Source organism: Peptoclostridium sp. AF21-18 (genome assembly GCF_003478825.1).
Classification (GTDB): Bacteria; Bacillota; Clostridia; order Peptostreptococcales; family Peptostreptococcaceae; genus Peptacetobacter.
The window spans coordinates 42,050-65,821 of record NZ_QUGE01000007.1; the positions used below are offsets into that span (position 1 = coordinate 42,050).

Annotated in this window: 25 protein-coding genes and 1 riboswitch; of the genes, 20 read left to right on the forward strand and 5 right to left on the reverse strand. The window is 30.9% G+C overall.

What is annotated here, in order from left to right:
• Nucleotides 1-56: 56 nt before the first annotated feature.
• Nucleotides 57-1,145 carry a helix-turn-helix domain-containing protein gene (locus tag DWX74_RS04910; protein WP_118548975.1) on the reverse strand — a complete coding sequence of 363 codons (1,089 nt, stop codon included), beginning with the start codon at nt 1,143-1,145 and terminating at the stop codon, nt 57-59.
• Between the two features lie 249 nt (nt 1,146-1,394).
• On the opposite strand from DWX74_RS04910, the gene DWX74_RS04915 reads away from it, so the two are divergent.
• From DWX74_RS04915 to DWX74_RS04945, 7 genes are all read left to right on the forward strand, one after another.
• Entirely contained in the window at nt 1,395-1,616 is a 222-nt protein-coding gene (locus DWX74_RS04915; RefSeq protein WP_118548976.1) for a YdbC family protein, read from the forward strand.
• A gap of 69 nt (nt 1,617-1,685) precedes the next feature.
• The gene (locus DWX74_RS04920) at nt 1,686-2,801 is read left to right on the forward strand and encodes a 4-hydroxybutyrate dehydrogenase (protein WP_118548977.1); all 1,116 of its coding nucleotides are present in this window, start codon (nt 1,686-1,688) and stop codon (nt 2,799-2,801) included.
• A 41-nt stretch (nt 2,802-2,842) separates the two neighbouring features.
• Nucleotides 2,843-3,418 (forward strand): hypothetical protein, encoded by a 576-nt coding sequence (locus DWX74_RS04925; RefSeq protein WP_118548978.1) that lies wholly within the window; start codon nt 2,843-2,845, stop codon nt 3,416-3,418.
• Between the two features lie 251 nt (nt 3,419-3,669).
• Nucleotides 3,670-5,139, forward strand: a complete 1,470-nt coding sequence (gene miaB / locus DWX74_RS04930; protein WP_118548979.1) for a tRNA (N6-isopentenyl adenosine(37)-C2)-methylthiotransferase MiaB — start codon at nt 3,670-3,672, stop codon at nt 5,137-5,139.
• 35 nt (nt 5,140-5,174) lie between these two features.
• The gene (locus tag DWX74_RS04935; protein WP_118548980.1) at nt 5,175-5,714 is read left to right on the forward strand and encodes a hypothetical protein; all 540 of its coding nucleotides are present in this window, start codon (nt 5,175-5,177) and stop codon (nt 5,712-5,714) included.
• A gap of 100 nt (nt 5,715-5,814) precedes the next feature.
• Entirely contained in the window at nt 5,815-6,456 is a 642-nt protein-coding gene (locus tag DWX74_RS04940) for a lactate utilization protein (protein ID WP_118548981.1), read from the forward strand.
• A gap of 16 nt (nt 6,457-6,472) precedes the next feature.
• On the forward strand, nt 6,473-7,363 hold the full coding sequence (locus tag DWX74_RS04945; protein ID WP_118548982.1) for a YegS/Rv2252/BmrU family lipid kinase: 891 nt from the start codon (nt 6,473-6,475) through the stop codon (nt 7,361-7,363).
• Nucleotides 7,364-7,638: 275 nt separating this feature from the next.
• Here the strand turns inward: DWX74_RS04945 and DWX74_RS04950 are convergent, their stop codons facing one another.
• Complete coding sequence (locus DWX74_RS04950) at nt 7,639-7,893, reverse strand: DUF2442 domain-containing protein (RefSeq protein WP_118548983.1); 255 nt, start codon at nt 7,891-7,893, stop codon at nt 7,639-7,641.
• A 299-nt stretch (nt 7,894-8,192) separates the two neighbouring features.
• On the opposite strand from DWX74_RS04950, the gene DWX74_RS11180 reads away from it, so the two are divergent.
• The 4 genes from DWX74_RS11180 (at nt 8,193) to DWX74_RS04970 (ending at nt 10,879) form a co-directional block, all read left to right on the forward strand.
• Entirely contained in the window at nt 8,193-8,285 is a 93-nt protein-coding gene (locus DWX74_RS11180) for a DUF2442 domain-containing protein (RefSeq protein ID WP_199647569.1), read from the forward strand.
• Nucleotides 8,286-8,478: 193 nt separating this feature from the next.
• A riboswitch (PreQ1 riboswitch) is annotated at nt 8,479-8,522 on the forward strand.
• A 102-nt stretch (nt 8,523-8,624) separates the two neighbouring features.
• Nucleotides 8,625-9,596 (forward strand): nucleoside hydrolase, encoded by a 972-nt coding sequence (locus tag DWX74_RS04960; protein WP_118548984.1) that lies wholly within the window; start codon nt 8,625-8,627, stop codon nt 9,594-9,596.
• Nucleotides 9,596-10,159 carry an ECF transporter S component gene (locus tag DWX74_RS04965; protein ID WP_118548985.1) on the forward strand — a complete coding sequence of 188 codons (564 nt, stop codon included), beginning with the start codon at nt 9,596-9,598 and terminating at the stop codon, nt 10,157-10,159. Before DWX74_RS04960 ends, DWX74_RS04965 begins: the two co-directional genes overlap by 1 nt.
• A 27-nt stretch (nt 10,160-10,186) precedes the next feature.
• Nucleotides 10,187-10,879, forward strand: coding sequence for a radical SAM protein (locus DWX74_RS04970; protein ID WP_118548986.1), 693 nt, complete (start codon nt 10,187-10,189; stop codon nt 10,877-10,879).
• Between the two features lie 87 nt (nt 10,880-10,966).
• On the opposite strand, the gene DWX74_RS04975 is transcribed toward DWX74_RS04970, so the two are convergent.
• From DWX74_RS04975 to DWX74_RS04985, 3 genes are read right to left on the reverse strand one after another with little or no spacing between them, the layout of a single operon-like run.
• Nucleotides 10,967-12,154 carry a DUF4125 family protein gene (locus DWX74_RS04975; RefSeq protein WP_118548987.1) on the reverse strand — a complete coding sequence of 396 codons (1,188 nt, stop codon included), beginning with the start codon at nt 12,152-12,154 and terminating at the stop codon, nt 10,967-10,969.
• 31 nt (nt 12,155-12,185) lie between these two features.
• Entirely contained in the window at nt 12,186-13,982 is a 1,797-nt protein-coding gene (locus DWX74_RS04980) for a DUF4037 domain-containing protein (RefSeq protein WP_118548988.1), read from the reverse strand.
• 19 nt (nt 13,983-14,001) lie between these two features.
• Nucleotides 14,002-14,544 carry a BMC domain-containing protein gene (locus tag DWX74_RS04985; protein ID WP_118548989.1) on the reverse strand — a complete coding sequence of 181 codons (543 nt, stop codon included), beginning with the start codon at nt 14,542-14,544 and terminating at the stop codon, nt 14,002-14,004.
• A 471-nt stretch (nt 14,545-15,015) separates the two neighbouring features.
• Between DWX74_RS04985 and DWX74_RS04990 the strand changes: the two genes are divergently transcribed.
• The 9 genes from DWX74_RS04990 (at nt 15,016) to DWX74_RS05030 (ending at nt 23,700) form a co-directional block, all read left to right on the forward strand.
• Nucleotides 15,016-17,577 (forward strand): glycyl radical protein, encoded by a 2,562-nt coding sequence (locus DWX74_RS04990; protein WP_118548990.1) that lies wholly within the window; start codon nt 15,016-15,018, stop codon nt 17,575-17,577.
• Nucleotides 17,578-17,649: 72 nt separating this feature from the next.
• Nucleotides 17,650-18,567: a glycyl-radical enzyme activating protein gene (locus DWX74_RS04995; RefSeq protein WP_006439323.1), complete on the forward strand. Its 918-nt coding sequence runs from the start codon at nt 17,650-17,652 to the stop codon at nt 18,565-18,567.
• A gap of 12 nt (nt 18,568-18,579) precedes the next feature.
• Nucleotides 18,580-19,371: a propanediol utilization microcompartment protein PduB gene (gene pduB, locus DWX74_RS05000; protein WP_118548991.1), complete on the forward strand. Its 792-nt coding sequence runs from the start codon at nt 18,580-18,582 to the stop codon at nt 19,369-19,371.
• 65 nt (nt 19,372-19,436) lie between these two features.
• Nucleotides 19,437-19,715 carry a BMC domain-containing protein gene (locus DWX74_RS05005; RefSeq protein WP_006439325.1) on the forward strand — a complete coding sequence of 93 codons (279 nt, stop codon included), beginning with the start codon at nt 19,437-19,439 and terminating at the stop codon, nt 19,713-19,715.
• Between the two features lie 91 nt (nt 19,716-19,806).
• Nucleotides 19,807-20,370 carry a hypothetical protein gene (locus DWX74_RS05010; RefSeq protein ID WP_118548992.1) on the forward strand — a complete coding sequence of 188 codons (564 nt, stop codon included), beginning with the start codon at nt 19,807-19,809 and terminating at the stop codon, nt 20,368-20,370.
• The gene (locus DWX74_RS05015) at nt 20,371-20,931 is read left to right on the forward strand and encodes a BMC domain-containing protein (protein ID WP_118548993.1); all 561 of its coding nucleotides are present in this window, start codon (nt 20,371-20,373) and stop codon (nt 20,929-20,931) included. It begins immediately after the preceding gene.
• Between the two features lie 22 nt (nt 20,932-20,953).
• Complete coding sequence (locus tag DWX74_RS05020) at nt 20,954-21,217, forward strand: EutN/CcmL family microcompartment protein (protein WP_006439328.1); 264 nt, start codon at nt 20,954-20,956, stop codon at nt 21,215-21,217.
• Nucleotides 21,218-21,227: 10 nt separating this feature from the next.
• A complete protein-coding gene (locus DWX74_RS05025) occupies nt 21,228-22,547 on the forward strand; it encodes an aldehyde dehydrogenase (protein WP_118548994.1) in 1,320 nt (439 codons plus the stop codon).
• A gap of 31 nt (nt 22,548-22,578) precedes the next feature.
• Nucleotides 22,579-23,700 (forward strand): 1-propanol dehydrogenase PduQ, encoded by a 1,122-nt coding sequence (locus DWX74_RS05030; protein WP_118548995.1) that lies wholly within the window; start codon nt 22,579-22,581, stop codon nt 23,698-23,700.
• Nucleotides 23,701-23,772: the final 72 nt, after the last annotated feature.

Sequence of the window (23,772 nt, forward strand, 5' to 3'; positions counted from 1 at the left end):
AAAAATAGACTACTGTATCAGTTGTTTGGGGAAAAGAGTAGCCTATTTTTATAAAGTTATCTATTTGATTTTGTTATAGCTGATGCTATGATTTCTTTGAATTTTGGATTATCTTTCACAAAGTCAAGCTCATCATCTGTTTCAAGAGATTTTATTATAGTAGACATAAATGTGTCTATAAAATTATTAGTAAAATTATCATCATAGTTATCTTTAACCAGGTTAATTTCACTATATAGAGGAGAGCTATTTTGTTTAAATATATCACCATATGTTTCTATAAGTGCTGAAAGTGTTTCTACAAAAGCAGCAGCATTTTTAGTTTTAATGTAGAATTGGAATTTACCTAAGTTTGCTGTATATTCCCAAATATCTAGTGTTTTGCATAGATTGCAAGATACGTCAGTGATATATTTAGCTGTTTCTATATTTCCTTGATTGAGTTCTATATCTAAAAGAAGTAATAATTGAGAATTTACATCTGAAGCAAGTGCGTACAACTTTTCTTGAGCAGCTTTTTTAGCTTCGTTTAAGTTACCTTTAGTGAATTCCACTCTGGTTTTAAGTTCTGATTTATCAACCATTAGTTTATCAGGAATGGTTTCTAAAAGTTCTTCTGCTTTATCAAAATTTTTTCTATTAACTTCTCTAAATATTAACTGTTGCCGAGCAAGACTTTTTATATTTACATCTGTAGAGTCCATAATTTTTCGATATAATTCTTCTACTTTTAGTGATAATTTTTCAAGCTTATCTAAATCAGAGTTTCCTACTTTAAATATTGCAAACCCATCTAAAGATAAAGCTACGTTTAGTATTAGTTTGTAGCAGTTTGGATATTCTGAAATTATATCCATTGCTTTTTCAAATATTTCATCTATAGTGTGATTAAGTGCAAAGCTTGATAAATCTTTTATCCGATTATTTATTTCTTCATCGGATAAATCTGATTGGAATGATAGTAAAGTGTTTATATCTGTTTTTAATATTTTTGCAAGATTTGGAAGTATTGTTATATCTGGGTAAGAAGCTCCACTTTCCCATTTACTAACGGCTGGAGTAGATACACCAAGCTGGTTAGCAAGTTGTTCTTGAGTTAGAGAAAGAGCTTTTCTTTTTTCTTTTATTATTTCATTTATGTTCATAAAGTCACGTCCTTTGTTATGTAGAAATCTATATTTTGTATGAAATGCATTTCTTATTAAGATTATGATATCAAAAGTGTTAGCTGGGGACAATGGAGCTGTTTTCAACTTTTAATCAAAAAAATTAACCATTGGTTAAGTACATTTTTATAAATGTTACAAGTAGTGTTTTTGTAAATATAACTTTTATAAATTTTGTGGATTTGTAGTATAATCTATTTAGATATTAATTTTGAAAGGGTGATTTATATGGCAGGTATAAAATACGATATAGTCAAAGAAGTTGGAGTTGTTTCAGAAAATAGTTCTGGATGGACTAAGGAGATAAATCTAATAAGTTGGAATGATAGAGCACCAAAATATGATATAAGAGATTGGGCACCAGGACATGAGAAGATGGGTAAAGGAGTTACTCTATCAGCTGATGAGTTAAGAGAATTAAAAAGAATATTAAATGAAATGGATATATAAATAGTTTAAGAAAACTATAAAAATAATTAAAAATAAGAAGGATGTTTTTTAGAAGGGAGAAACTGTATTATGAAAATGTTTCAAAATATAACTCAGGTAAATCAGTATAAAAACTGCGATGAGTTTGTTAAAGAGTTTGAGATAGGAGAAAAAGATTTTATTTTAGCTACAAAGACAATTTACAATAAGTATTTTGCAGATATGGGACTTAAAGCGAAAGTGTTCTTTAAGAGCGATTATGGAAAAGGTGAGCCTACAGATGTAATGGTGAATGCTCTTTTAGAGGATTTTAGAAAATCTGGCTGCAATCGTATAATAGCAATAGGTGGTGGAGCAGTTATAGATATGGCAAAAATCCTTGTTCTAGCTGGAAATGGAGATGCAGCTGACTATTATCAGAGAAAAATACCACTAGAAAAGGAACTACCTATAATAGCAGTTCCAACTACTTGTGGTGCAGGAAGTGAAGTTAGTAGTGTATCTATAGCTGAATTTGTCGAAATGGGTACAAAAATAGGGCTTGCAGATCCATCAATATTCCCAGATTATGCGATAATAATACCAGAGCTTTTAACTGAGCTTTCTTATGATTTCTTTGCAACTAGTGCAATTGATGCACTAATCCATGCAATTGAAAGTTATGTTTCACCAAAAGCCAATTTATATACAAGAATGTTTGCAACTAAAGCAATGGAGATGCTTTTAAAAGGATTCAAACTTATTACAGAAAATGGACCAGAGTATAGATTTAATTTGTTAGAAGATTTTTTAGTTGCTTCTAATTTAGCGGGTATATCATTTGCTAATGCTGGAACAGGGGCAGTGCATGCGATGAGCTATCCTTTAAGTGGAGTGTACCATGTTACACATGGAGAAGCTAATTATCAGTTCTTGACAGCGGTGTTTAAGTATTATCAGGCTGCAAATCCAACAGGATTTATTACAGAGCTTAATGAGTTTTTAGGTGGAGTTATGGGATGTGATCCAGATGATGTTTATCCTGAGATTGAGAAGCTGCTTGGAAAGGTTATCGTTAGAAAGCCTCTTAGAGAGTATGGTATGAAGGAAGATGAGATAGAGAGTTTTGCTGTTAGTGTTGAGAAGAGTCAGCAGCGTCTGTTGAATCAGAGTTATGTGAAGTTTGATGTTGAAGAGATGATGGAGATTTATAGAGAGTTATATTAGATGATTAAAAAATTTATTAATTAGAATGGATGTGTGTATTAATGGTTTCAAAAGAAATTTTAACATTAGGTATGGAGTTGGCTAATATAGTTGGAAATAGAAGCGTTGAATCAATTTTTGATAAGATAAATGTTGCTAAGAAAAAGGGTGATAATGAGGAAACTATTATAAAGTTAGAAGAGATAATAAATGAACTAATATCAGATAAAAATAATTTAATACAAATAGCACAGGCTTACCAAGAAAAAATAATAACACAAAAGATAACTGATAATGAAATAGAGTATATTATAGAAAATATAATCCCTCTTGCTGAACAGATATTGAAAAAAACTGGTTTTGAAGAGGAAGAAAAAGAAAAAATAAAAGAAGGATTAGAAATAATAAAATCTATTATTTCTAAAGAAACAATTACTATATTGCAAATATTAGGTTTTAATTTCAAAAAATCTTTAGGAGAACCATTAACTGATTTAGTAGAATCATTAATTAGAGAAAAAGTTAAAAAAGTTGATACAGAAATAGAAAAACTTATTATAAAGAGAGAAATAGAATTTTTAAAACTCTGTTCAGATGAAGATCGGTATAATCGTTTTTTAGGATTACAAAATAATTAAAAGAATTTCATAAAGAATATATACATAGTTATAATAGTTTTTATTTTAGCAATAAGTAAAAGCTATATAATCTATGTATGTAAGTAGAATATGAAAATATAGTTTTTTAAATTAGTTTTAATGTAGATAAATTTATAAAAAGAATGACTATAATATTATATTTGAGGAGAACACTTTTGTTCTTCTCTTTTTTTATTTTTTGCATTATGATAAAATAAAAAGGATAGTTATAAATAGAAAAGGAGAAAAAAATGGAAACAATTAACATAAACAAAGAAGTAAAGAAACCAAGACAGAAAGTACTAGATCCAATAAAACTAGAAGAACAAGAAGTATACATGGACAAAGTAAGAGTCTTAAATGAAAAATGGGCTAAAAAGAAAAGAAGAAAGCCAACAGTTGGGCTTGGTACGTTCGGGTGTCAGATGAATGAACACGACTCAGAAGAACTAGCATACATGCTTGAAAGAATGGGATACGAAAGAACTGAAAAACTATACAAAGCAGACCTAATAATATACAACACTTGTGCAGTAAGAGAAAATGCAGAAATGAAAGTATACGGAAACTTAGGACAGCTAAAATTCACAAAAAGAAAAAATCCAGACGTAAAAATAGCGCTTTGTGGATGTATGATGCAGCAGCCACATGTTGTAGAAGAAATCAAAAAAAATCACAAACATGTAAACCTAATGTTTGGTACTCACAACCTATATAGATTCCCAGAACTACTATATAAACAGATGACAACTGGAAAAAATATAGTTGAAGTTTGGGATGTAGACGGAGAAGTAATAGAAGGGTTACACAGTAACAGAAAATTTGAACTAAAAGCATTTGTAAATATAATGTATGGATGCAACAACTTCTGCACATACTGCATAGTTCCTTACACTAGAGGTAGAGAAAGAAGTAGAGAGCCTCAGGATATACTTGATGAAATAAAAGAATTAGTTGCAAATGGAACAAAAGAAGTAACTTTACTTGGACAGAATGTAAACTCTTATGGAAAAACTCTTGAAAATCCAATGACATTTGCTGAGCTTTTAAGAGAAGTTAACAAAATAGAAGGATTAGAAAGAATAAGATTTATGACATCTCATCCAAAAGACTTATCTGATGAAGTTATATATGCAATGAGAGACTGTGAAAAGATATGTGAATTCTTACATCTTCCAGTTCAGTGCGGAAGTAGTGCTCTGTTAAAGAAAATGAATAGACACTATACAAAAGAAGACTACCTTAACATAGTAAGAAAAGTTAGAAAAGAAATCCCTGACATAGCATTCAGTACAGATATAATGGTTGGATTCCCAGGTGAAACTCTTGAAGATGTTCAGGACACTATAGATGTAATAGAAGAAACTAAATATGACTCAGCATTTACATTTATATACTCTAAAAGAGAAGGAACTCCAGCAGCTAAAATGGAAGATCAGATTCCAGAAGATGAAAAACATAGAAGATTTGATGAAGTATTAGAACATGTTAACAGAATAGTTAATGATATAAACTATAGCTATCAGGATAAAGTTGTTGAAGTACTAGTTGAAGGAAGAAGCGCAAAAGATAAAAATAGATACACTGGAAAAACTAGACAGAATAAAACTGTAAACTTTGACAGTAACGAAGATAATTTAATAGGTAAATTAGTAAATGTAAAAATAACTCAGCCTAGATCATTCTCATTAAACGGAGAAGTTGTTGAGATAGTAAGATAATAAAATAAAATCCAAAATAGGAAGAGAGTGATTAAATGAAAAAAATCATAATCCTTTTTGCGATGATGACATTAGTTTTATCAGGATGTAGCAAGGCTAAAACTAATGCTGAGCAGGAAGAACTTACAGAAGAAAGAATAAGAGAAGTATCAGAAATGAATGACGAATTTACTGATTTAAGATTTGAATCTGAATTAGAATGGTACAATAACTTTATAACTCCAATAAAAGAAAATAATTGGAATGTATCTAAAGAAGAATTAGAATCTATTTTAGATGATGTAAAGGAAAAAAGAGAAGCAATTAAAAAAATAGACAAAGAGGAAATAAAAGTATATCTAGATGATAGATATTCTAAACTTGATAAAGACGGCGAAGATAAAGAGTTAAAAGAAAAACTAGATACAGAATATAAAAAAATACCAACTTCACTAGAGGGAATGAATCAAATACTAGATATAATTGAAAATGATATAAAACTAGGATTAGATGGAAGCTTTAACTTTGATGATAAAAGCAAAATAGAAAATTCTTTTGATGAAATTATAAAAATCTATGAAGATAAAATTCAGTAAATTTTTCATAAATATGATATCATTATAATATAAAATAAAATTATAATTAATTAAATAGTATAGTTATAATTAAAAAAATTGTGGTGAGGAAGTGTTCGACATGGATAAAAATGTAGAATGGTTAAATGAAAAACGAATAGAAAAAACAATAAAAGCTCTTGAAGCAAATAATATGAATGGATATCTTGTAAACAACAAGGAAGAACTTATAGAAACTATAGAAAAAATAGTAGCTAAAGATTCTGTTGTTGCTTGTGGTGGTTCAATGACATTATTTGAAACAGGAATAATAGACTATTTAAGAGAAGGAAGATATACTTTCCTTGATAGATACGAAAAAGGACTAACTCCAGCAGATACAAAAGAAATATTTAGAAAATCATTTTCTGCCGATGCGTATTTCACAAGTACTAATGCTATAACAGAAAATGGGGAACTTTACAATGTAGACGGCAATGGAAACAGAGTTGCTGCAATGATGTATGGACCAGATAAGGTAATCGTAATTGTAGGTGCTAACAAAATAGTAAAAAATGAAGCTGAAGCAATAGAGAGAGTGAAATCAATAGCAGCTCCAGCAAATACAAAGAGATTAAATAGAAAAACTCCTTGTGCAACTACAGGAATGTGTGCAAATTGTTCAAGTCCAGATAGAATTTGTGACAATTACACTACTATAAAAAAACAGGTTCAGGGAGATAGAATGCATGTAATATTCCTTAATGAAAACTTAGGTTATTAGGAATTTGGGAGGAAGTATGAAAAAAGTAAAATTTATATATAATCCAAATTCTGGAGAGAAAAAACTAGCAGGTAAACTAGATAGCATAATAAGAATATATCAAAAAAATGGATATACAGTAATACCATATAGATTAGACTATGATATACCAGTATCCGCTTCTTTCAAAGATTTAGACGAATCATATGATCACGTTGTCTTTTGTGGCGGAGATGGAACTATTGATTTAATGGTAAATGAGTTAAAAAGAAGAAATATAAATCTTCCAGTTGGTATAATTCCATCTGGTACGGCAAATGACTTTGCAAATGCTCTTGGATTAGAACATGATCCTGAAGAAGCGGTTAAGAAAATTATAAGCTCTAGACCTAAGAAAATAGATTTAGGAAAAGTAAATAACAAATATTTTGTAAATGTAGCTAGTGCGGGTATGTTTACAGATGTTTCTCAGAAAATAAATAACGACATAAAAAACTCTTTTGGAAGAATAACATACTATATAAAAGGAATTGAAGAAGCTAGATCTATGAGAGAATTTCACATAGACGTTCAATCAGAAGAAACTTGTTATTCTGGAAATATGTATTTAATGCTTGTCTTTAATGGAAAGACAGCAGGAAACATAAATTTAGCGTATAAGGCTGAGGTAGATGACGGATATTTAGATGTTATAATATTCAAAGGAATGCCTATTCCAAAGCTATTACCAGTTTTAATAGGTGTGCTAAAAGGTGAGCATCTAGATTTTGAAACTGACAATGAAATATTATACTTTAAGACTAAGAAAGTTAGAATAGATTGTGACGATGATTTAGGCACAGATATCGACGGAGAGAAGGGACCAGCATTCCCTCTTGAGATAGAATGTGTTGAAGATGCACTTGATATTCTTGGAGTAGAGTTTTAGAAAAATGTATAGAAAAGGGACTTTTGAATTGCAAAGGTCTCTTTTTTTATGCTTTGTATAACAAAGAATCTCCTCTCCAGGCAATCAAGTTGCATTGTCGAGTTCGATTTCTTTGTTATGCAAATCAAAAAGGTGACCATTTGCAATTCAAAATCATTTTTCTATATAAATTTATCTTCAAGCGACAGATAATAAATAATCTTAATTATAAAAATAAATTTAATATAGATATATTTAAAAAAGTAATTAGTTTAATTGTATTAGTAATTAAGTTATTAAATACTTTTTTCTATGCCGTATTTATATATAATATCACTTGGTAAATCTATAAATTCATTCCATTCTATACAAGTACGACTAGAATCTAAATGAGCATTTTCAAAAAGTCCGGGTATAGTTTTTAAATCTGAGTAAGTTGGAATAGAGTTAATATCATTTTCAACATCATAGACTACTTTTTTCTCGTTATCAAAAGTAACAAGTAATTTATATTTTTCAAGTACTTTTAAATCTTTTATTTTTATAATCATACAAATCACCTCTAGAATTATTTTGAAAAGTTTATACTGAAAATAATACAATTTAATTATATAACAATAAAAAATATAAAAAAATGCATAAATAATAAATAGATTTACAAAAGAATTATATTTGATAAAATAAAAAAGAGGTGAGTATAATGGAATATAAATTCTATAAAATTAGTGAAGTAGAAAATATAGGAGATTTTAATTTGAAAATAGTATAACAAAAGTATATGATTTAAAGCCATTATTTGATAAATGGGAAATAATTAAAGAATTAAAAAAATAACGATTTATTTAAAAATATGAAGATAGATACAGGTGGGTACGGTATAATATGGAATGATGATATAGATTTATCTTGTAATGAACTTTATGAAAATGGAAAAGAATGTTGAAAATACCATATTAGAAACAACTTGAAATAAAAACAAAAAAAATATATAATAGATAAAGTAGTCAAAAGTAGTATTAAAACTTGTGGATAAGTTTTATTTTTGGCGAATCTTTGGCGAAAAGCTAAAAATTCAATATACTAAAGTAGTATAAACCTTTAAAATCCAACGTTTCTGAAAAATAATATTAGGAATGTTGGGACTTGTTCGAGAACTCCAAGTATAAAAAACTAAGGATCTTATATAGTGGCAGTATATAAAGTTGTATCCTTTGATATGGCTTTTTTTGTTGCAAAAAAGTCGTATAGTTCTCCTTTGCAATAATAAAAGGAGGGATATAAAATGGAAAAAAGAAAAGTAATAATCGACTGCGACCCAGGAATTGATGACGCATTAGCTCTAATGCTTGCGATAAAATCTGAAGAATTAGAAATTCTGGGAATAACGGTATGCAGTGGAAACGTACCTGCAAAAATGGGTGCAAAAAATGCAATCAAAGTACTGGAAATATGTGAAAGAACAGACATACCAGTATACATTGGTGAAGAACTACCTCTAGTTAGAGAACTTGTAACAGCACAGGACACTCATGGAGAGGATGGACTAGGTGAAAACAACTATTCAGATGTAGAAGGTGTTGAGCCTAAAGAAGGTGGAGTACAGTTTATAGTGGACACACTTAAAAGCAAAGAAAATGTGTCAATAATAGCACTTGCACCACTTACAAATATAGCAAAAGCATTACAGGTGGACAAAGAAGCTTTTGCAAACATAGACGAATTTGTTACAATGGGAGGAAATTTCAAATCTAATGGAAATTGCTCACCGGTTGCAGAGTTTAACTACTGGGTTGACCCACATGCAGCAGACTATGTCTACAAAAATATGCCAGTAAAAGTTCAGATGATAGGCCTTGATGTTACAAGAGAAATTGTATTAACACCAAACAGACTAGAGCTTATGAGCAGACTAGGCAACGAAAAAATGTACAAATTTATAAAAGAAATAACAAGATTTTATATAGATTTCCACTGGAATCAGGAGGGAATTATAGGATGCGTTATAAACGATCCTCTTGCAATTGCTTATTTCATAGATAAGAGTATATGCAGCGGAAAAGAGTATTTTGTTGAAGTAGAGGAAGCAGGAAAAGCTATTGGAATGACGATAGTAGACGAATTTGACTTCTATAAAAAAGAAAAAAATGCTTTAGTACTAACTGAAGTAGACTCAGAAAAAACTATGAAAATGTTTATGAACAGAATATTCCCTGGAAACGAGGAATTAATTGAAGCAATGGGAGGAAATTTATAATGGAAAAGAAAAAAGAATTTAATACAAAAACACTTACACTTATGGCATTTGGTATAGCTTTAAATATAATCGGTGCTTTTATAGCATTAACATTTAGATTACCTATATATATGGATTCAATAGGGACAATAATGGTTGCAATATTACTTGGACCTAAATACGCTGTGATGACAGGGGTTTGCGGAAGTTTAATAAGTGGAACATTTGACGTGTACTCTTTATACTACGCTCCAGTTCAGATATCAACAGGTTTACTAGCGGGAATAGTTGCTGAAAGAGGACTTCTAAAAGGAATGAAAACTCCTCTAGGTGTTCTATTATTCGCAATTCCTACATCAATAGTTAGTGCAATAATAACAGTTGTATTATTTGACGGTATAACATCATCAGGATCTTCATATATACTACAGTTCCTAAGTGGAATAGGTATGAATAAAGTAATGGCAGCATTCTTAGTTCAGATAGTTACTGACTATGCGGACAAGTTTACAGCAGTTGCACTAGTGAGCTTAGGTCTAAATGCAATGCCTAAAAAATTTGTGGCTTCCTTTTCAAAAAGATAAGGAGAAGTCTAGACGGAGGAAGAAATAATGGATAGATACAGTAAAATAACTGAAAAAAATCCTAGAGAAATAGTATTGCTTAAAGCATTTCCTTGTGTATGGGGAAAATGTCTTTTCTGCGATTATATAGATGACAACTCACAGAATGAAGAAGAAATGAACAAAACAAACTTTGAAGTTCTTGAAAATATAACAGGAGAATTTGGGGTATTAGAGGTTATAAACTCTGGTAGCTGCTTTGAAATTCCGAAAAAAACTCTAGAAAAAATAAGAGAGATAGTATTAGAAAAAAATATAAAAACTCTTTGGTTTGAAAGCCATTGGTGCTATAAAAACAGATTAGAAGAAATGAAGGAATTCTTCAAAGGAGTAGAGGTAAAATTCAAAATAGGTGTTGAAACATTTGACAATGATTTTAGAAATGGATACCTTAACAAATGTGCTAATTTCAAGACTTACGAAGATGTTAGAAAATATTTCAACTCACCTTGTCTACTTGTCGGTATGAAAGGTCAGACTAAGGAAATGATTAAAAGAGATATAGAAATAGTAGAAAACCACTTTGAAAGAGGAACTATAAACGTATTTGTAAATAATACGACTCCAGTTAAGAGAGATGAGGAACTTGTAAAATGGTATTGTGAGACATTTAAATATTTAGATGATAATCCAAATATAGAAGTTCTTTATAATAATACTGACTTTGGAGTAGGAGATTAATCAAATACTACATAAATAAAGTAAAACTAAGAATAAATATAAAAATAAATCGGATAAGAGAAAAATTTACTCTTATCCGTTTTTTATTTATTTTAAGCTATTTTCAAATATTTTTAATGTTTTTTCAGCTACAAGACAGTCCTGTTCAACAGAGCCACCGCTTATTCCTAAGCCACCTATAATTTTTCCGCATAATGATTTTATAGGAACACCACCACCTAAGAAGCAGTAGTTTGTAGAACCATTAGAGAAATTATTAAGTGTTTTAAGAGATTCGTTGTTAGATAAATACAATGTATCTGCCTTAAAATCAACAGCAGTTTTTGCCTTAGCCTGAGAAATTTCTATACTGCAAAGAAGAGAATTATCCATTCTTTTGAAAAGTATAGGGTTTGAAGATGCATCGACAACTGTAATAACAACACATAAATCAATACTATTAGCAACTTTAACTGCAATATCAGCTAATCTTTCAGCTAAATCTAAGTTTAAAGAGAAAATTCTCTTTAAAGAAGCAGATTTTGAAGATTCAACATTGCAAGTAGAAGTATTTTTACGATTACAATCTCCAGTAGAGTAATGAGCTGCTAGATTAGAATTAAATCCATTCCTTGTGTTTTTACAATTATCATCGCATAATTTATCACGAGAATTTGAGTTTTCCACAGAGCAAGTAGAATTTTTACTACAATTTCTACTTTTGCTACCTTCCTCGTAATTTTTTAATGTAAGAAGATAATTTTTAACAGGATTTTCTCCATCAGAAACATTTTTTAAGAACTGAGCCAATATAAGAGAAAGTGTTTCTTCAGAATACGAAGTAAGCTCACCTCTCATATATGTTTCTACTGATGTGTTGTATTTTGAGTCGTACTGTTTATAAAGGACTCTATTTTTGTTATCTAAAGAACTAGAAATTAAATACTCTTCCCATTTCATATATATAAGCATTATAGAATCCACAAGTTTAAGCTTTTTATCACTAACTGGTACAAGTAGGTGTTTTATACTTTTAAAATAATCTGGATCAGTACTTTCCATCATATAGCCGTATTTTTGAGCAGCTAGATTTATTTTATTAGACTTAGCATTTGATAAATCTTTTAGATAAGATGAAAGGACTTGCTCATCAAACATATTCCAATATGCAGCTCTAGAGGCGATGAAGTTGCCCTTTTGATCTTGGCAACTAGATCTCCGTCCAATATTATTTGTATTTGTAAACATCTCCCATTCATTTGATACAACATCGGTTATTAATATTTCCTTATTCAAAATTATCAACTCCTTTCTTTATAAAATATATTTATTTAATCCAACTGTCCTCATTTCGAAGTGATGGATTTAAAATATTCTTTCTTACTTCCTCAGCTTGATATGTTAAAAAGTCTATTTTTGAATTACTAAGACCTAATTCATTAAGAGTATTTACAACAGTTAAGCAAATTTCTTCTATTAAAGACTCTTTTTCGTATATAGATGCTTCAGAAAGTTTTTTTAAGTTATCATGAGTAAAGTTTCCTAAAATTTCAAGAGAGCAAGCACTTCTATAAGACCATTTATAAAATGGCATATATTTTTTATTTAATAAATGAACAAACTCTAAATAGTGTTTAACAAACTCACCTTGAGCAATATTAGCGGCTACAGTATCTCCTCTTTTAATCATTCGGTTGTAGTTGTACTGACCAGATTGAGCCATTTTATTCAACTGAAATGCTATTTTCTTTAGTCTAATATCTTCTGGATAGAAGTTTAATAATCTATTTCTTATCTCAGAAAATTTCCCTAAATTATCTAAAAATACTTTTCCATTTGTAGCTACACAAAGCAAATCCATAGGAACTTTTCTGTATTCGGATTCTGTTTTAGGTCCGTTTTCAAAAAGAGTATAGTATTTATAGAAGTTAGGTATTGGCATTATTTCAATATTTATATCTTTTAAATTAGATGTTAGAGATTCTAAATCTTTGCAGAAGATTTTTAATGATGATTCAAGGTCTGATTTATAAGTTTTGTAATCAGAGTCATCTAAAAATATCTGACATCGAGATGAAAAGTCGTGATCTTCTGATATTTCATCATCAAATCCTAAACATTCAGAACCTACCCCAACCAATGCAAGGCATATTCTAGAGTATAAGTCTGGATATTTGACTTTTATAAATTCAGATGTATATTTTGCGACTATTTCAGCTCTTTCAATTCCAGTCAATCTTTTAGAGTTATAATTTGTACAATCAATTTCCTTTGTTTTGAAGTCATTCTCAAAATCAGAACTGCTAGGTTCTTTTATAGAAAGTGTTTTTATAAAATCCTCTACAAAGTCTATATTTTTAGATACGGATAAGAATGCCTCACTTTTTTCACCATAACAAGCTCTAACAATCTCAAGAGCCTTTTTATAAAGTGAAAGAGCTTCAGTATAATTTTTATTAGAAAATTCATAATCAGCCATATTGTTTAGCACAGATGCGTAAAGAGGATGATTTGTACCAGTTTCTTTAAGTAAAATCTGTTCTGCCTTTCTTAAATTTTCTATGCTAGAGTTATTAGATTTTGCTAATTTTTGAATTTCGTAAAGGTTGTTGTAGCTTATAGCAAGAGGAACATTCATTTTTGAATTATTTTCCAAAATTCTTATCGACTCAAGCTGCATTTCTTCCGCAGCAGAGTAATTTCCAATCTCTTTATAAAGAAGAGAAAAATTATTTAAAAGTCCGACATAAGAATAAGATTTATCTCCTAATTTATCAAATATAGCCTTTGAAATATTGAAATACTTTTCGGAATTAAAGTAATCTTTTTTTTCTCTATAGATGTTTGCTAGATTCATAATAGAAGTAGCATAAGCTATTTCATTGGAAAGATTTGATTTTTCATATACATCTATAGATTCCTGTATAGACGATATGGCCTTATCAAATTCTCCAAGATTTCTTAAACAGCCACCGTATTCATTTAACAATTCGATTAGTTTAAGATTATTGTTTTGAAGCTTGCAAAGATTTATAGCTTCTTCTAATAGAGGAGCCATTTCTTTTTCTCGTCCCTGTCTCCAAAGAGAGTGAACTTCTTTCATTATTTCATCAATAGTTTTCATGGAATCTCCTTTCTATATATTAGTAGCAAAATAATTTCTTAAAATCATCTACTGGATTTGAGATTATTTCAGTAGAAACTATTTCTTCTTTTGAAAAATTATCATTAATAGTATCTATAGCTACTCTTATATTTGATATAGAGCCTACGAAGAATACAAGACCTTTTCCAAATAATCCAAGTCCCATGTCTATTTTTAATATCTCTGAAGATGAGGTCTTTAAAATCATATCCGCTACTTTTATTGTATTTACACAGTTTTTTACCTCTACAATTCCCAAATCAGAAAAATCATCCACCTTATTTCTTGAAGATAGAGCTTCTATACATTTTTCGCTAATTCCTGTTACCGAGCTATATAGAATTTTTCTTTTATTATCTTTATATTCTTTCATTATAGTTACTACATCCGATGTATCTGCTGAAAAAATAAAAAGTAATCTTCCGGGACAAATTCTCTGAAGCTTTAGGGTTGATATAGAAAAATGCTTCATTATATAGTCTATATTTTTATATCCTTCAGCTATGTGTGGGAACTCTAGTATTCCTACAGAAAAATCCACTAAAAATCCCTCCTTTTGAGTAAGTATAAATATACAAGATAATTATATTTTAAATGTAAAATTCAAATCAATTAAAAGGGGGATAAAGTTTGACTATTACATATAATAGGGTAAAATTTTACAAATTGATAAAATTGAAAAATTCAAACCTATAAAACAAAAAAGAAAAAATATTAAAAAAAGAAAGAAAAAAAGTGGAAAATATATAAATAATAAATAAAAGTTATATATAAATTTAAAATATATATTATTTAATTAGGAAAACGATTATCTATATGTTAAAAATTTGCTTTGATTTTAATATTACAATAACGGAGGTTGTATTGTATTAACTAGACCTATCAAAAAATTGATAAAGTATATGTTGAAAGATGTGTTTAGAAATAACGACAAATTAAGAATCCTTTTTATATTTGTCTGTTAATATAAATTATTCTTTAATAAATTTATTTAATTTTAGGAGGTTCACTTATGTTAGAAAAAGGTTTTAGCAAACCAACTGAGAGAATTGAAAAATTAAGACAGGTTATAATTGATGCGGTTCCTCAGGTTGAATCAGAAAGAGCTTGTTTAGTAACAGAATCTTACAAAGAAACTGAAGGTCTTCCAACAGTTATAAGAAGAGCAAAAGCAGTTGAAAAAATATTCAACGAATTACCAGTAACAATAAGAGATAACGAATTAATAGTTGGGTCAATAACAATAAACCCAAGATCTACTGAAATATGTCCAGAATTCTCTTATGACTGGGTTGAAAAAGAATTCAAAACAATGCACAGCAGAATGGCTGACCCATTTGAAATATCTGAAAAAGTTCAGGGTGAATTACACGAAGCATTCAAATATTGGGACGGAAAAACTACTAGTGCACTAGCAGATTCTTACATGTCTCCTGAAACAAAAGATTGTATAGCAAATGGAGTATTCACAGTAGGAAACTACTTCTACGGTGGTGTTGGTCACGTTAATGTTGACTACGGAAAAATACTTAAAAAAGGATTCAGAGGAGTATTAGAAGAAACTATAGCGGCTATGAACCAGTTAGATCCAGACGATCCAGAAACAATCAAAAAACGTCAGTTCTACAATGCGGTTATAATATCTTACAATGCAGCAATAAAATTTGCTCATAGATATGCTGATAAAGCAAGAGAATTAGCAGCAGCAGAATCTAACCCAGTTAGAAAAGCTGAATTAGTTCAGATAGCTGCAAACTGTGATAGAGTTCCAGAATATGGTGCAAGAAACTTCTATGAAGCTTGTCAGTCATTCTGGTTCATACAGATAATGGTACAGATAGAATCAAATGGTCACTCAATATCTCCAGGTAGATTTGACCAGTATATGTACCCATACTTAAAAAATGACAACATAAGCAGAGAATTCGCTCAGGAATTAATAGACTGTATATGGGTTAAATTAAATGACGTAAACAAAACTAGAGATGAAGTTTCAGCACAGGCATTTGCAGGATACGCAGTATTCCAGAACCTTTGTGTTGGTGGACAGGACGAAGAAGGAAAAGATGCAACAAATGAAGTTTCTTATATGTGTATGGAAGCAGTTGCACATGTTAAATTACCAGCTCCTTCATTCTCAGTTCGTGTACATCAGAACTCTCCACTAGAATTCTTATACAGAGCTTGTGAAGTTTCAAGATTAGGATATGGTGTTCCAGCATTCTACAATGACGAAGTTATAATACTTGCACTAGTAGCAAGAGGAGTAGCTTTAAAAGATGCTAGAGATTACTGCATAATAGGTTGTGTTGAACCACAGGCTGGACACAGAACAGAAGGATGGCATGATGCTGCATTCTTCAATATAGCTAAAGTTCTTGAAATAACTTTAAACAATGGTAGATGCAATGGAAAACAGCTTGGACCAGTAACTGGTGAATTAGAAGAATTAGATAGTATAGAAAAAATATTCGACGCATATCAGAAACAGATGGAATACTTTGTAAGACGTCTAGCTGAAGCAGACAACGCTGTTGACTACGCTCATATAGAAAGAGCACCACTTCCATTCATGTCAGCAATGGTTGATGATTGTATAAAAGTTGGTAAAACTGCTCAGGAAGGTGGAGCTATATACAACTTCACAGGACCTCAGGCATTCGGTGTAGCTGACTCAGGTGACTCTTTATACGCTATACAGAAACATGTATTTGAAGATAAGAAAATAACATTAAAAGAATTAAAAGAAGCTTTAGAATCTAACTTCGGTGTATCTGATTGTGTAACTCCAGGATGCAAAGAACCTTCAATAGAAGGAGCTAGCTTATCAGAAGCTGAAATATACGAAGCTGTTAAGAAAATATTAGCTAGCACAGGTTCAATAGATATGGCTACTTTAGAAAATAAATTAACTGAAAAAATAAGCACTTCAGCTTGCAAAACTGGAACTTGCTGTGGAGAATCAACAGGTAGATTTACTACAATAAGAAAAATACTTCAGAATACAGACAGCTTTGGTAACGATATAGAAGAAGTTGATGAATTTGCAAGAAGATGTGGAAAAATCTACTGCAACGAAGTAGATAAATATACTAACCCTAGAGGTGGACAGTTCCAGGCTGGTATATACCCAGTTTCAGCAAACGTATTATTTGGTAAAGACGTTCTTGCATTACCAGATGGTAGATTAGCTCACGAACCTCTAGCAGATGGTGTTTCTCCAAGACAGGGTGTTGATACTCATGGACCAACTGCTGCATCAAACTCAGTTGCTAAACTTGACCATGCTCAGGCATCAAATGGTACACTTTACAACCAGAAATTTACTCCAGCAGCTGTTTCAGGTGAACAGGGACTTAAAAACTTTGTATCAATAGTTAAGAGTTTCTTTGACCACAAAGGAAGTCATGTTCAGTTCAACGTTGTAGATAAAGAAACATTAATAGAAGCTCAGGAACATCCTGAAGATCATCAGGACTTAATAGTTAGGGTTGCAGGATACAGTGCTCATTTCGTTACTCTAGCTAAAGAAGTTCAGGACGATATAATAAACAGAACAGAACATAATATGTAATAAAAAGTTTATTAAAGATAGAAATAGATTTTAGAAAATATAAATTGAAATAATTAAAGGGAGTTAGATTATATGGAATCTGTTAATTACAGTGCCAAAGGTGTGGTATTCGATATACAGAGATACTCAATTCACGATGGACCTGGTATCAGAACAATCGTCTTCCTAAAAGGTTGTCCGCTGAGATGTAAGTGGTGTTCAAACCCTGAATCTCAGTCGTACAAACCGGATCTATTATATAGAAAGGGTCTTTGTATTGAATGTGGACGGTGTATATCAGCATGCAAGGCAAAGGCTATAGATCCTAAAAATAAATATTGGGTAGATAGAACAAAATGTACACTATGTGGTGAATGTGCTCTTGTTTGTCCTTCTGGAGCATTATCTATGAAGGGTAAGGAGATGACAGTAGAGGAAGTAATCAAAGAAGTTAAAAAAGATGACATCCAATACTACAGATCTAATGGAGGTGTTACATTATCAGGTGGTGAAGCACTTACTCAGCCTGCATTTGCAAAAGAAATCTTCAAAGCTTGTAAAGCAAAAGGATGGCATACAGCCATAGAAACGGAAGGATTTGTAAATGAGGATGTGATAAGAGATGTGGTTCCATATATAGACTTAGTTCTACTTGATATAAAGAGTATAAGCTCAGAGCCTCATAAAAAGTTTACTGGTGTAGATAACGAAAAAATTATGAAAGCAGCTAAGCTTATACAGGAAATTACCCATACGATTATAAGAGTACCAGTTATACCTGGGTTCAATGCAAATGAAGAGGAAATTACAAAGATTGCTCAATTTGCAGGCTCACTTCCAAATGTAAGAGAGTTACATCTTCTAGGATATCACAACTATGGAGAAGGTAAGTACGAATTATTAGGAAGAGAATACGAACTTAAAGGTGTTCCAAAAGTAAAAGATGAAGAACTTGAAAAATATAAAAAAATTGTAGAAAGCTACGGTTTAGAATGTAAAATCGGTGGATAACGGGAGGCAAACATGGATAAAGAATTATTAGAAAAAGTAATGGGCCAGGTTTCTGAAGAATTAGGATTAAACGCTAATACTTGCGAAGAAAAATGTGAACCTAAAAAACATTGTTGCGCAGAAAGCGTTACTGAATTCGTAGGAGTATCTGAAGGAGATACAATAGGTCTTGTTATAGCAAGTGTTGACCCACTTCTTACAGAAGCTATGGGACTTGGAAAATTTAGATCAATAGGTATAATAGGTGGAAGAACTGGCGCTGGACCACAGATAATGGCAGTTGATGATGCTGTTAAAGCAACAAATACTGAAGTAATATCTGTTGAATTACCTAGAGATACAAAAGGTGGAGCAGGACATGGTTCACTTATATACATAGGAGCTGAAGATGTTTCTGATGCTAGAAGAGCAGTAGAAATAGCTTTAGAATCTCTTCCAAAATACTTTGGAGATGTTTACGGAAATGAAGCTGGACACTTAGAATTCCAGTACACAGCAAGAGCAAGCTACTGTTTAGAAAAAGCTTTTGGAACTCCTCTTGGAAAATCATTTGGTATGGTTTGTGCAGGACCAGCAGCTATAGGAACAGTACTTGCAGATACAGCAGTTAAAGCAGCTAACGTAGATGTTGTTGCATACAGCTCTCCAGCAAAAGGAACAAGTTTCTCAAACGAAGTTATATTAACATTCACAGGAGACTCTGGAGCAGTTAGACAGGCAGTTCAGGCTGCAAGAGAAGTTGGTATAAAATTATTAGGAGCTTTAGGAGCACATCCTGAATCAAGCACAGTACCATATATATAAGAATTAAGAGAAAAGAGAATAAGATTTAAATATAAAGAAAAAAGATAAATTTATGGAGGTAAATTATGAACTCAGATGCATTAGGAATGGTTGAAACTAAAGGACTAGTAGGAGCAATAGAAGCAGCAGATGCTATGGTAAAAGCTGCTAATGTTAACCTAGTAGGATACGAAAAAATAGGATCAGGATTAGTAACAGTAATGGTAAGAGGAGATGTTGGTGCAGTTAAAGCAGCAGTAGACGCTGGAGCAGCTTCTGCAAGAGCTATAGGTGAAGTAGTATCTACTCACGTAATACCAAGACCTCACACTGATACAGAAAGAATAATACCACACTTCGAATAATAAAAAATTTGAAGAAAAAGAAATAATCTAAAAGTAAGAAGAACATCTCCGCCTTGTGCGGAGATGGATTTTCTTATAATTGGAGGATAAAATGTCAGTGAGTGAAAAAGATTTTAATGTGATATTAAGAAAGATAATCAGACAAGTACTTATCGAACAGGAAAAGATATCTTCAGAACAACAGTTTTTATCACTAAAAGAAGAGAAAAAAATTTACATAGCAGTAAATGAAGAATGGGATAATAGATATTATCTTTTTTTTGAAGAATTAAAAAAAATTAATAAAAATGTGAAAATACTTATCCTTGGAGATAAAGTTGATGAATTTAGAACGAAAGCTCAAGAATTAAAATTAGGCTATGATATTTTAACAGTTAAAGAGTTTAAAGTAGAGTCTGATAATGAAATGGTAGTATTTCCAGTAATTTCTAGAAATGACATAATAGATATAGCATCTTGTACTGATAAAACAGCGACAACAAAGGTTGTAAGACGTTGTTTTGAAGAAGGTGCTAAAATTTATTTTATGAAGTTTGGAATAGAAAAGTTAACAGGGAAAGAGCCTGAAAAATATAAACAGAGAATACTAGCATATTATAGAGAAATTCTTGAATTTAATATAGAAATGATAGACGACATAAGGGCGGTGATGTAATTGGGTAAATCTCTAGGAACTATTGAAGTTGTAGGATTATCATCAGCTATTGTTGTCGCTGATGCTATGGCAAAAACAGCTAATATAGAAATAAATGATCTTGAAATAACAAAAGGATTTGGATTTGTTACTGTAAAAATATTTGGAGATGTTGGAGCAGTAAAGGCAGCCATATCAGCAGGAAAAAGCTTAGCATTACAGTCAGGTGCTTATGTTGCATCTAATGTAATAGCTAGACCTAATATGGATTTAGAAAAAAGAATTCTTTCTTTTAAAGAAGAAAAAAAGGAAGAACCTAAAAAAGAAGAAGTAAAAGAAGAGCCTAAGGTTGAAGAAAAAGTAGAAAACACTTCTGAAAATACAGAAAAACCTGTAGAAAAAAAAGAAGAGGTTAAAGATACTAAAGAAGAAGTTAAACCTGAAGCTAAAGAAGATAAAAAAGTAGAAAATGAACAAATAAAAGAAGAAATAAAAGAAACAAAGTCTCAATCAAGTTCAAATAGAAGAAGAAAAACAACAACAAACAAAGTGACAAACGAAAACAACAATAGTAATAAATAAGTAATAAAACAGGAGGTTTCTGATGTATATAGCAAAGGTAGTAGGAAATGTAGTTGCAACTAAAAAAAATGATACTCTAATGGGCTCAAAACTTATGATAGTTCAGCCTGTAAATTCAGCACTAAAAAAAGAAGGCCCTGAAGAGGTTGCTGCAGATTTTGTTGGAGCTGGTATAGGAGAGTATGTATTAGTAGGGTCAGGATCTTCTGTCAGAGTAGAAGAAGAAAGAAGAAGAGCGACTATAGACTTAGCTATTATAGGAATAATAGATGATGTAGTCGTATAAAGGAGATATTATGAATAATCAAAAAGGCGTATTTTCCGATGTAAATGATGCGATATATGCTGCAACGAGCTCCTTTAAATTATACTCTAAACTGAGTCTAAGAGATAAAGAGGAAGTAATAAGAGAAATCAGAAGAAAACTCGTAGATTATATTGATCTATTAGCAGAAATGTCACTAAAAGAAACTTGCATGGGAAACTTAGAAGACAAAAAATTAAAAATAAAATTAGCTATAGAGGAAACTCCAGGTACAGAGATTCTAATGAGTGAAATAAGACATGGGGATGGAGGGTTTACATTATTTGAATACACTCCATACGGAATAGCTTGTGCAATACAGCCTAGTACAAACCCATGTGAAACTATGATAAATAACACAATAGCTCTTTTAGCAGCAGGAAACACAGTTATAAACTGCCCTCATCCTAGAGCTATGAATGTATCAAAATTCCTAACAAATATAATAAACACTATAATTTCTGATCTTACAGGTATAGAAAATGTAGTAGTTACACTAGATGAATGTAAACTTGCATATATAAAAGAAATAATGAATCACCCAGATGTAGACCTAGTAGTATCTACGGGTGGTTCAGATAATGCAAGAAGTGCAGTATCTTGTGGCAAAAAAGTTATAGCAGCGGGTCCTGCAAATCCTACATTTATAGTAGATGAAACTGCTGATATAAAAAGAGCTGCTGACTGTATAACTAGAGGGGCTTCATTTGATAACAATATAATGTGTATAACAGAAAAAAACATAATAGTAGTGGATGAAGTTGCTCATAAGTTAGAAGAAGAATTAAAGAAAAACGGTGTATTCTATGTAAAAGATATAGCTACAATGTTAAAACTTTCAAAGCTTTTACTAACAGAAGATATGAAACCTAACAAGTTATATGGTGGAAAAGATGCAGATGTTATTTTAAAAGATGCGGGAATAAAAACAGACAGAAGCTATAAATTAATAGCTGTTGAAACTGTTAAAATACATCCTTTTGTAACGGAAGAATTATTAATGCCATTAGTAAGTATAGTAAGAGCAAAGGATTTTGATGAAGCATTAGAAATAGCATCTGATGTCGAGCAGGGATGTAGACATACATCAGGAATTCATTCAAATAGAATGGATAGACTAAGACTTGCAGAAAGAGTGATGAAAACTAGTATATTTATAAAAAATGGTTGCTCACTTGATGGAATAGGAATATGTGGAGTAGGTGGAACAAGCTTCACTATAGCAAATATAACAGGAGAAGGAGCTGTTACAGCTAGAGATTTTTCTAGAAAAAGAAGATGTGTAACAGTTGATACTTTGACAATATTATAGAAATAGATAGCGTAAATCGAGGAAGATAATTATGAATATAATAAGTCAGACTACAAAAATTTATTCTGGCGAAGGAGCTATGGAATCTTTGAGAGATATAAAAAATTCAAAGGTATTAGTTATGTCAGATGGATTTTTAGTAAAAAATAAAATGATAAATATGGTTCTAGATAATCTAGACAAAACAAATACAGTAGAAATATTTGACGATATAAAACCAGATCCTCCTCTAAGTGTTGTATCAAAAGCTATGGCAAAAATGATACAGATAGACGCTGAATATTTAATTGGATTTGGTGGAGGATCAGCTATAGACACTGCTAAGGGAACAATATATTTCTTAAAACAGGCAGGCAAGCTAAAAAAAGATTTAGAATTTATAGCAATCCCTACAACAAGTGGAACAGGGTCAGAGGTTACAAATGTTGCAGTTGTAACAGATGAACAGAGCAGCGTAAAACACGCACTTATATCAAATGATATTCTTCCAACTGTAGCAATACTTGATCCAAAGACTACAGAATCTCTTCCTCCAGCAATCGTTGCAAATACAGGAATGGATGTACTTACACATTCATTAGAAGCATATGTTGCAAAAGGAGCTAATGATTTTTCAGATGCACTTGCAGAAAAATCAGGAGAATTAGTCGTTAAATATTTACTTTCAGCATATAAAAATGCTGACGATAAAGTGGCAAAAGAAAAAATGCATATGGCATCAAATTTAGCCGGAAATGCATTTAATATTGCTGGATTAGGTGTTAATCATTCAATAGCACATCAGCTTGGAGGTGTATACCACATAGCTCATGGTCTAGCAAATGCCATATTACTTTGTGAGGTAATAGATTTTAACTCGGAAGATAGTAAAACAAAAGAAAAATATGCTGAGTACTCTAGAAAAATTGGACTTGCAGAAAGAAATGATTGTGACTGTGATGCAATCTATAAACTAAAGTTATTTATAAGAAATATCATGGAAGAAATGAATCTTCCTAAGAATATTTCTCAATGTGGAAATGTAGATTTAAGCAAATGGAAACTTGAAAAATTTATAATGACAGCAAATACAATGAAAGACAGATGTCTTCCAGGAAATCCAAGAGATATCAAAGATAAAGATATACTTGAAATACTAGAGAAAATCTATTAAGTTATAATAAGATAATAAATATTACCAATAGTAAATAGTTATTATTTTTATAAACTTTTATAATATTGGTAC

What these genes read in the sequence shown, in the direction of transcription:
- DWX74_RS05005 (WP_006439325.1), top strand. Translation starts at nt 19,437, where the DNA reads ATGAACTCAGATGCATTAGGAATGGTTGAAACTAAAGGACTAGTAGGA.
- DWX74_RS04970 (WP_118548986.1), top strand. Translation starts at nt 10,187, where the DNA reads ATGGATAGATACAGTAAAATAACTGAAAAAAATCCTAGAGAAATAGTA.
- DWX74_RS04965 (WP_118548985.1), top strand. Translation starts at nt 9,596, where the DNA reads ATGGAAAAGAAAAAAGAATTTAATACAAAAACACTTACACTTATGGCA.
- DWX74_RS04995 (WP_006439323.1), top strand. Translation starts at nt 17,650, where the DNA reads ATGGAATCTGTTAATTACAGTGCCAAAGGTGTGGTATTCGATATACAG.
- DWX74_RS04940 (WP_118548981.1), top strand. Translation starts at nt 5,815, where the DNA reads ATGGATAAAAATGTAGAATGGTTAAATGAAAAACGAATAGAAAAAACA.
- DWX74_RS04935 (WP_118548980.1), top strand. Translation starts at nt 5,175, where the DNA reads ATGAAAAAAATCATAATCCTTTTTGCGATGATGACATTAGTTTTATCA.
- DWX74_RS04945 (WP_118548982.1), top strand. Translation starts at nt 6,473, where the DNA reads ATGAAAAAAGTAAAATTTATATATAATCCAAATTCTGGAGAGAAAAAA.
- DWX74_RS04990 (WP_118548990.1), top strand. Translation starts at nt 15,016, where the DNA reads ATGTTAGAAAAAGGTTTTAGCAAACCAACTGAGAGAATTGAAAAATTA.
- pduB (WP_118548991.1), top strand. Translation starts at nt 18,580, where the DNA reads ATGGATAAAGAATTATTAGAAAAAGTAATGGGCCAGGTTTCTGAAGAA.
- DWX74_RS04980 (WP_118548988.1), bottom strand. Translation starts at nt 13,982, where the DNA reads ATGAAAACTATTGATGAAATAATGAAAGAAGTTCACTCTCTTTGGAGA.
- DWX74_RS05030 (WP_118548995.1), top strand. Translation starts at nt 22,579, where the DNA reads ATGAATATAATAAGTCAGACTACAAAAATTTATTCTGGCGAAGGAGCT.
- DWX74_RS05010 (WP_118548992.1), top strand. Translation starts at nt 19,807, where the DNA reads ATGTCAGTGAGTGAAAAAGATTTTAATGTGATATTAAGAAAGATAATC.
- DWX74_RS04915 (WP_118548976.1), top strand. Translation starts at nt 1,395, where the DNA reads ATGGCAGGTATAAAATACGATATAGTCAAAGAAGTTGGAGTTGTTTCA.
- DWX74_RS11180 (WP_199647569.1), top strand. Translation starts at nt 8,193, where the DNA reads ATGAAGATAGATACAGGTGGGTACGGTATAATATGGAATGATGATATA.
- DWX74_RS04960 (WP_118548984.1), top strand. Translation starts at nt 8,625, where the DNA reads ATGGAAAAAAGAAAAGTAATAATCGACTGCGACCCAGGAATTGATGAC.
- DWX74_RS04910 (WP_118548975.1), bottom strand. Translation starts at nt 1,145, where the DNA reads ATGAACATAAATGAAATAATAAAAGAAAAAAGAAAAGCTCTTTCTCTA.
- DWX74_RS04920 (WP_118548977.1), top strand. Translation starts at nt 1,686, where the DNA reads ATGAAAATGTTTCAAAATATAACTCAGGTAAATCAGTATAAAAACTGC.
- DWX74_RS05025 (WP_118548994.1), top strand. Translation starts at nt 21,228, where the DNA reads ATGAATAATCAAAAAGGCGTATTTTCCGATGTAAATGATGCGATATAT.
- miaB (WP_118548979.1), top strand. Translation starts at nt 3,670, where the DNA reads ATGGAAACAATTAACATAAACAAAGAAGTAAAGAAACCAAGACAGAAA.
- DWX74_RS04925 (WP_118548978.1), top strand. Translation starts at nt 2,843, where the DNA reads ATGGTTTCAAAAGAAATTTTAACATTAGGTATGGAGTTGGCTAATATA.
- DWX74_RS04950 (WP_118548983.1), bottom strand. Translation starts at nt 7,893, where the DNA reads ATGATTATAAAAATAAAAGATTTAAAAGTACTTGAAAAATATAAATTA.
- DWX74_RS05020 (WP_006439328.1), top strand. Translation starts at nt 20,954, where the DNA reads ATGTATATAGCAAAGGTAGTAGGAAATGTAGTTGCAACTAAAAAAAAT.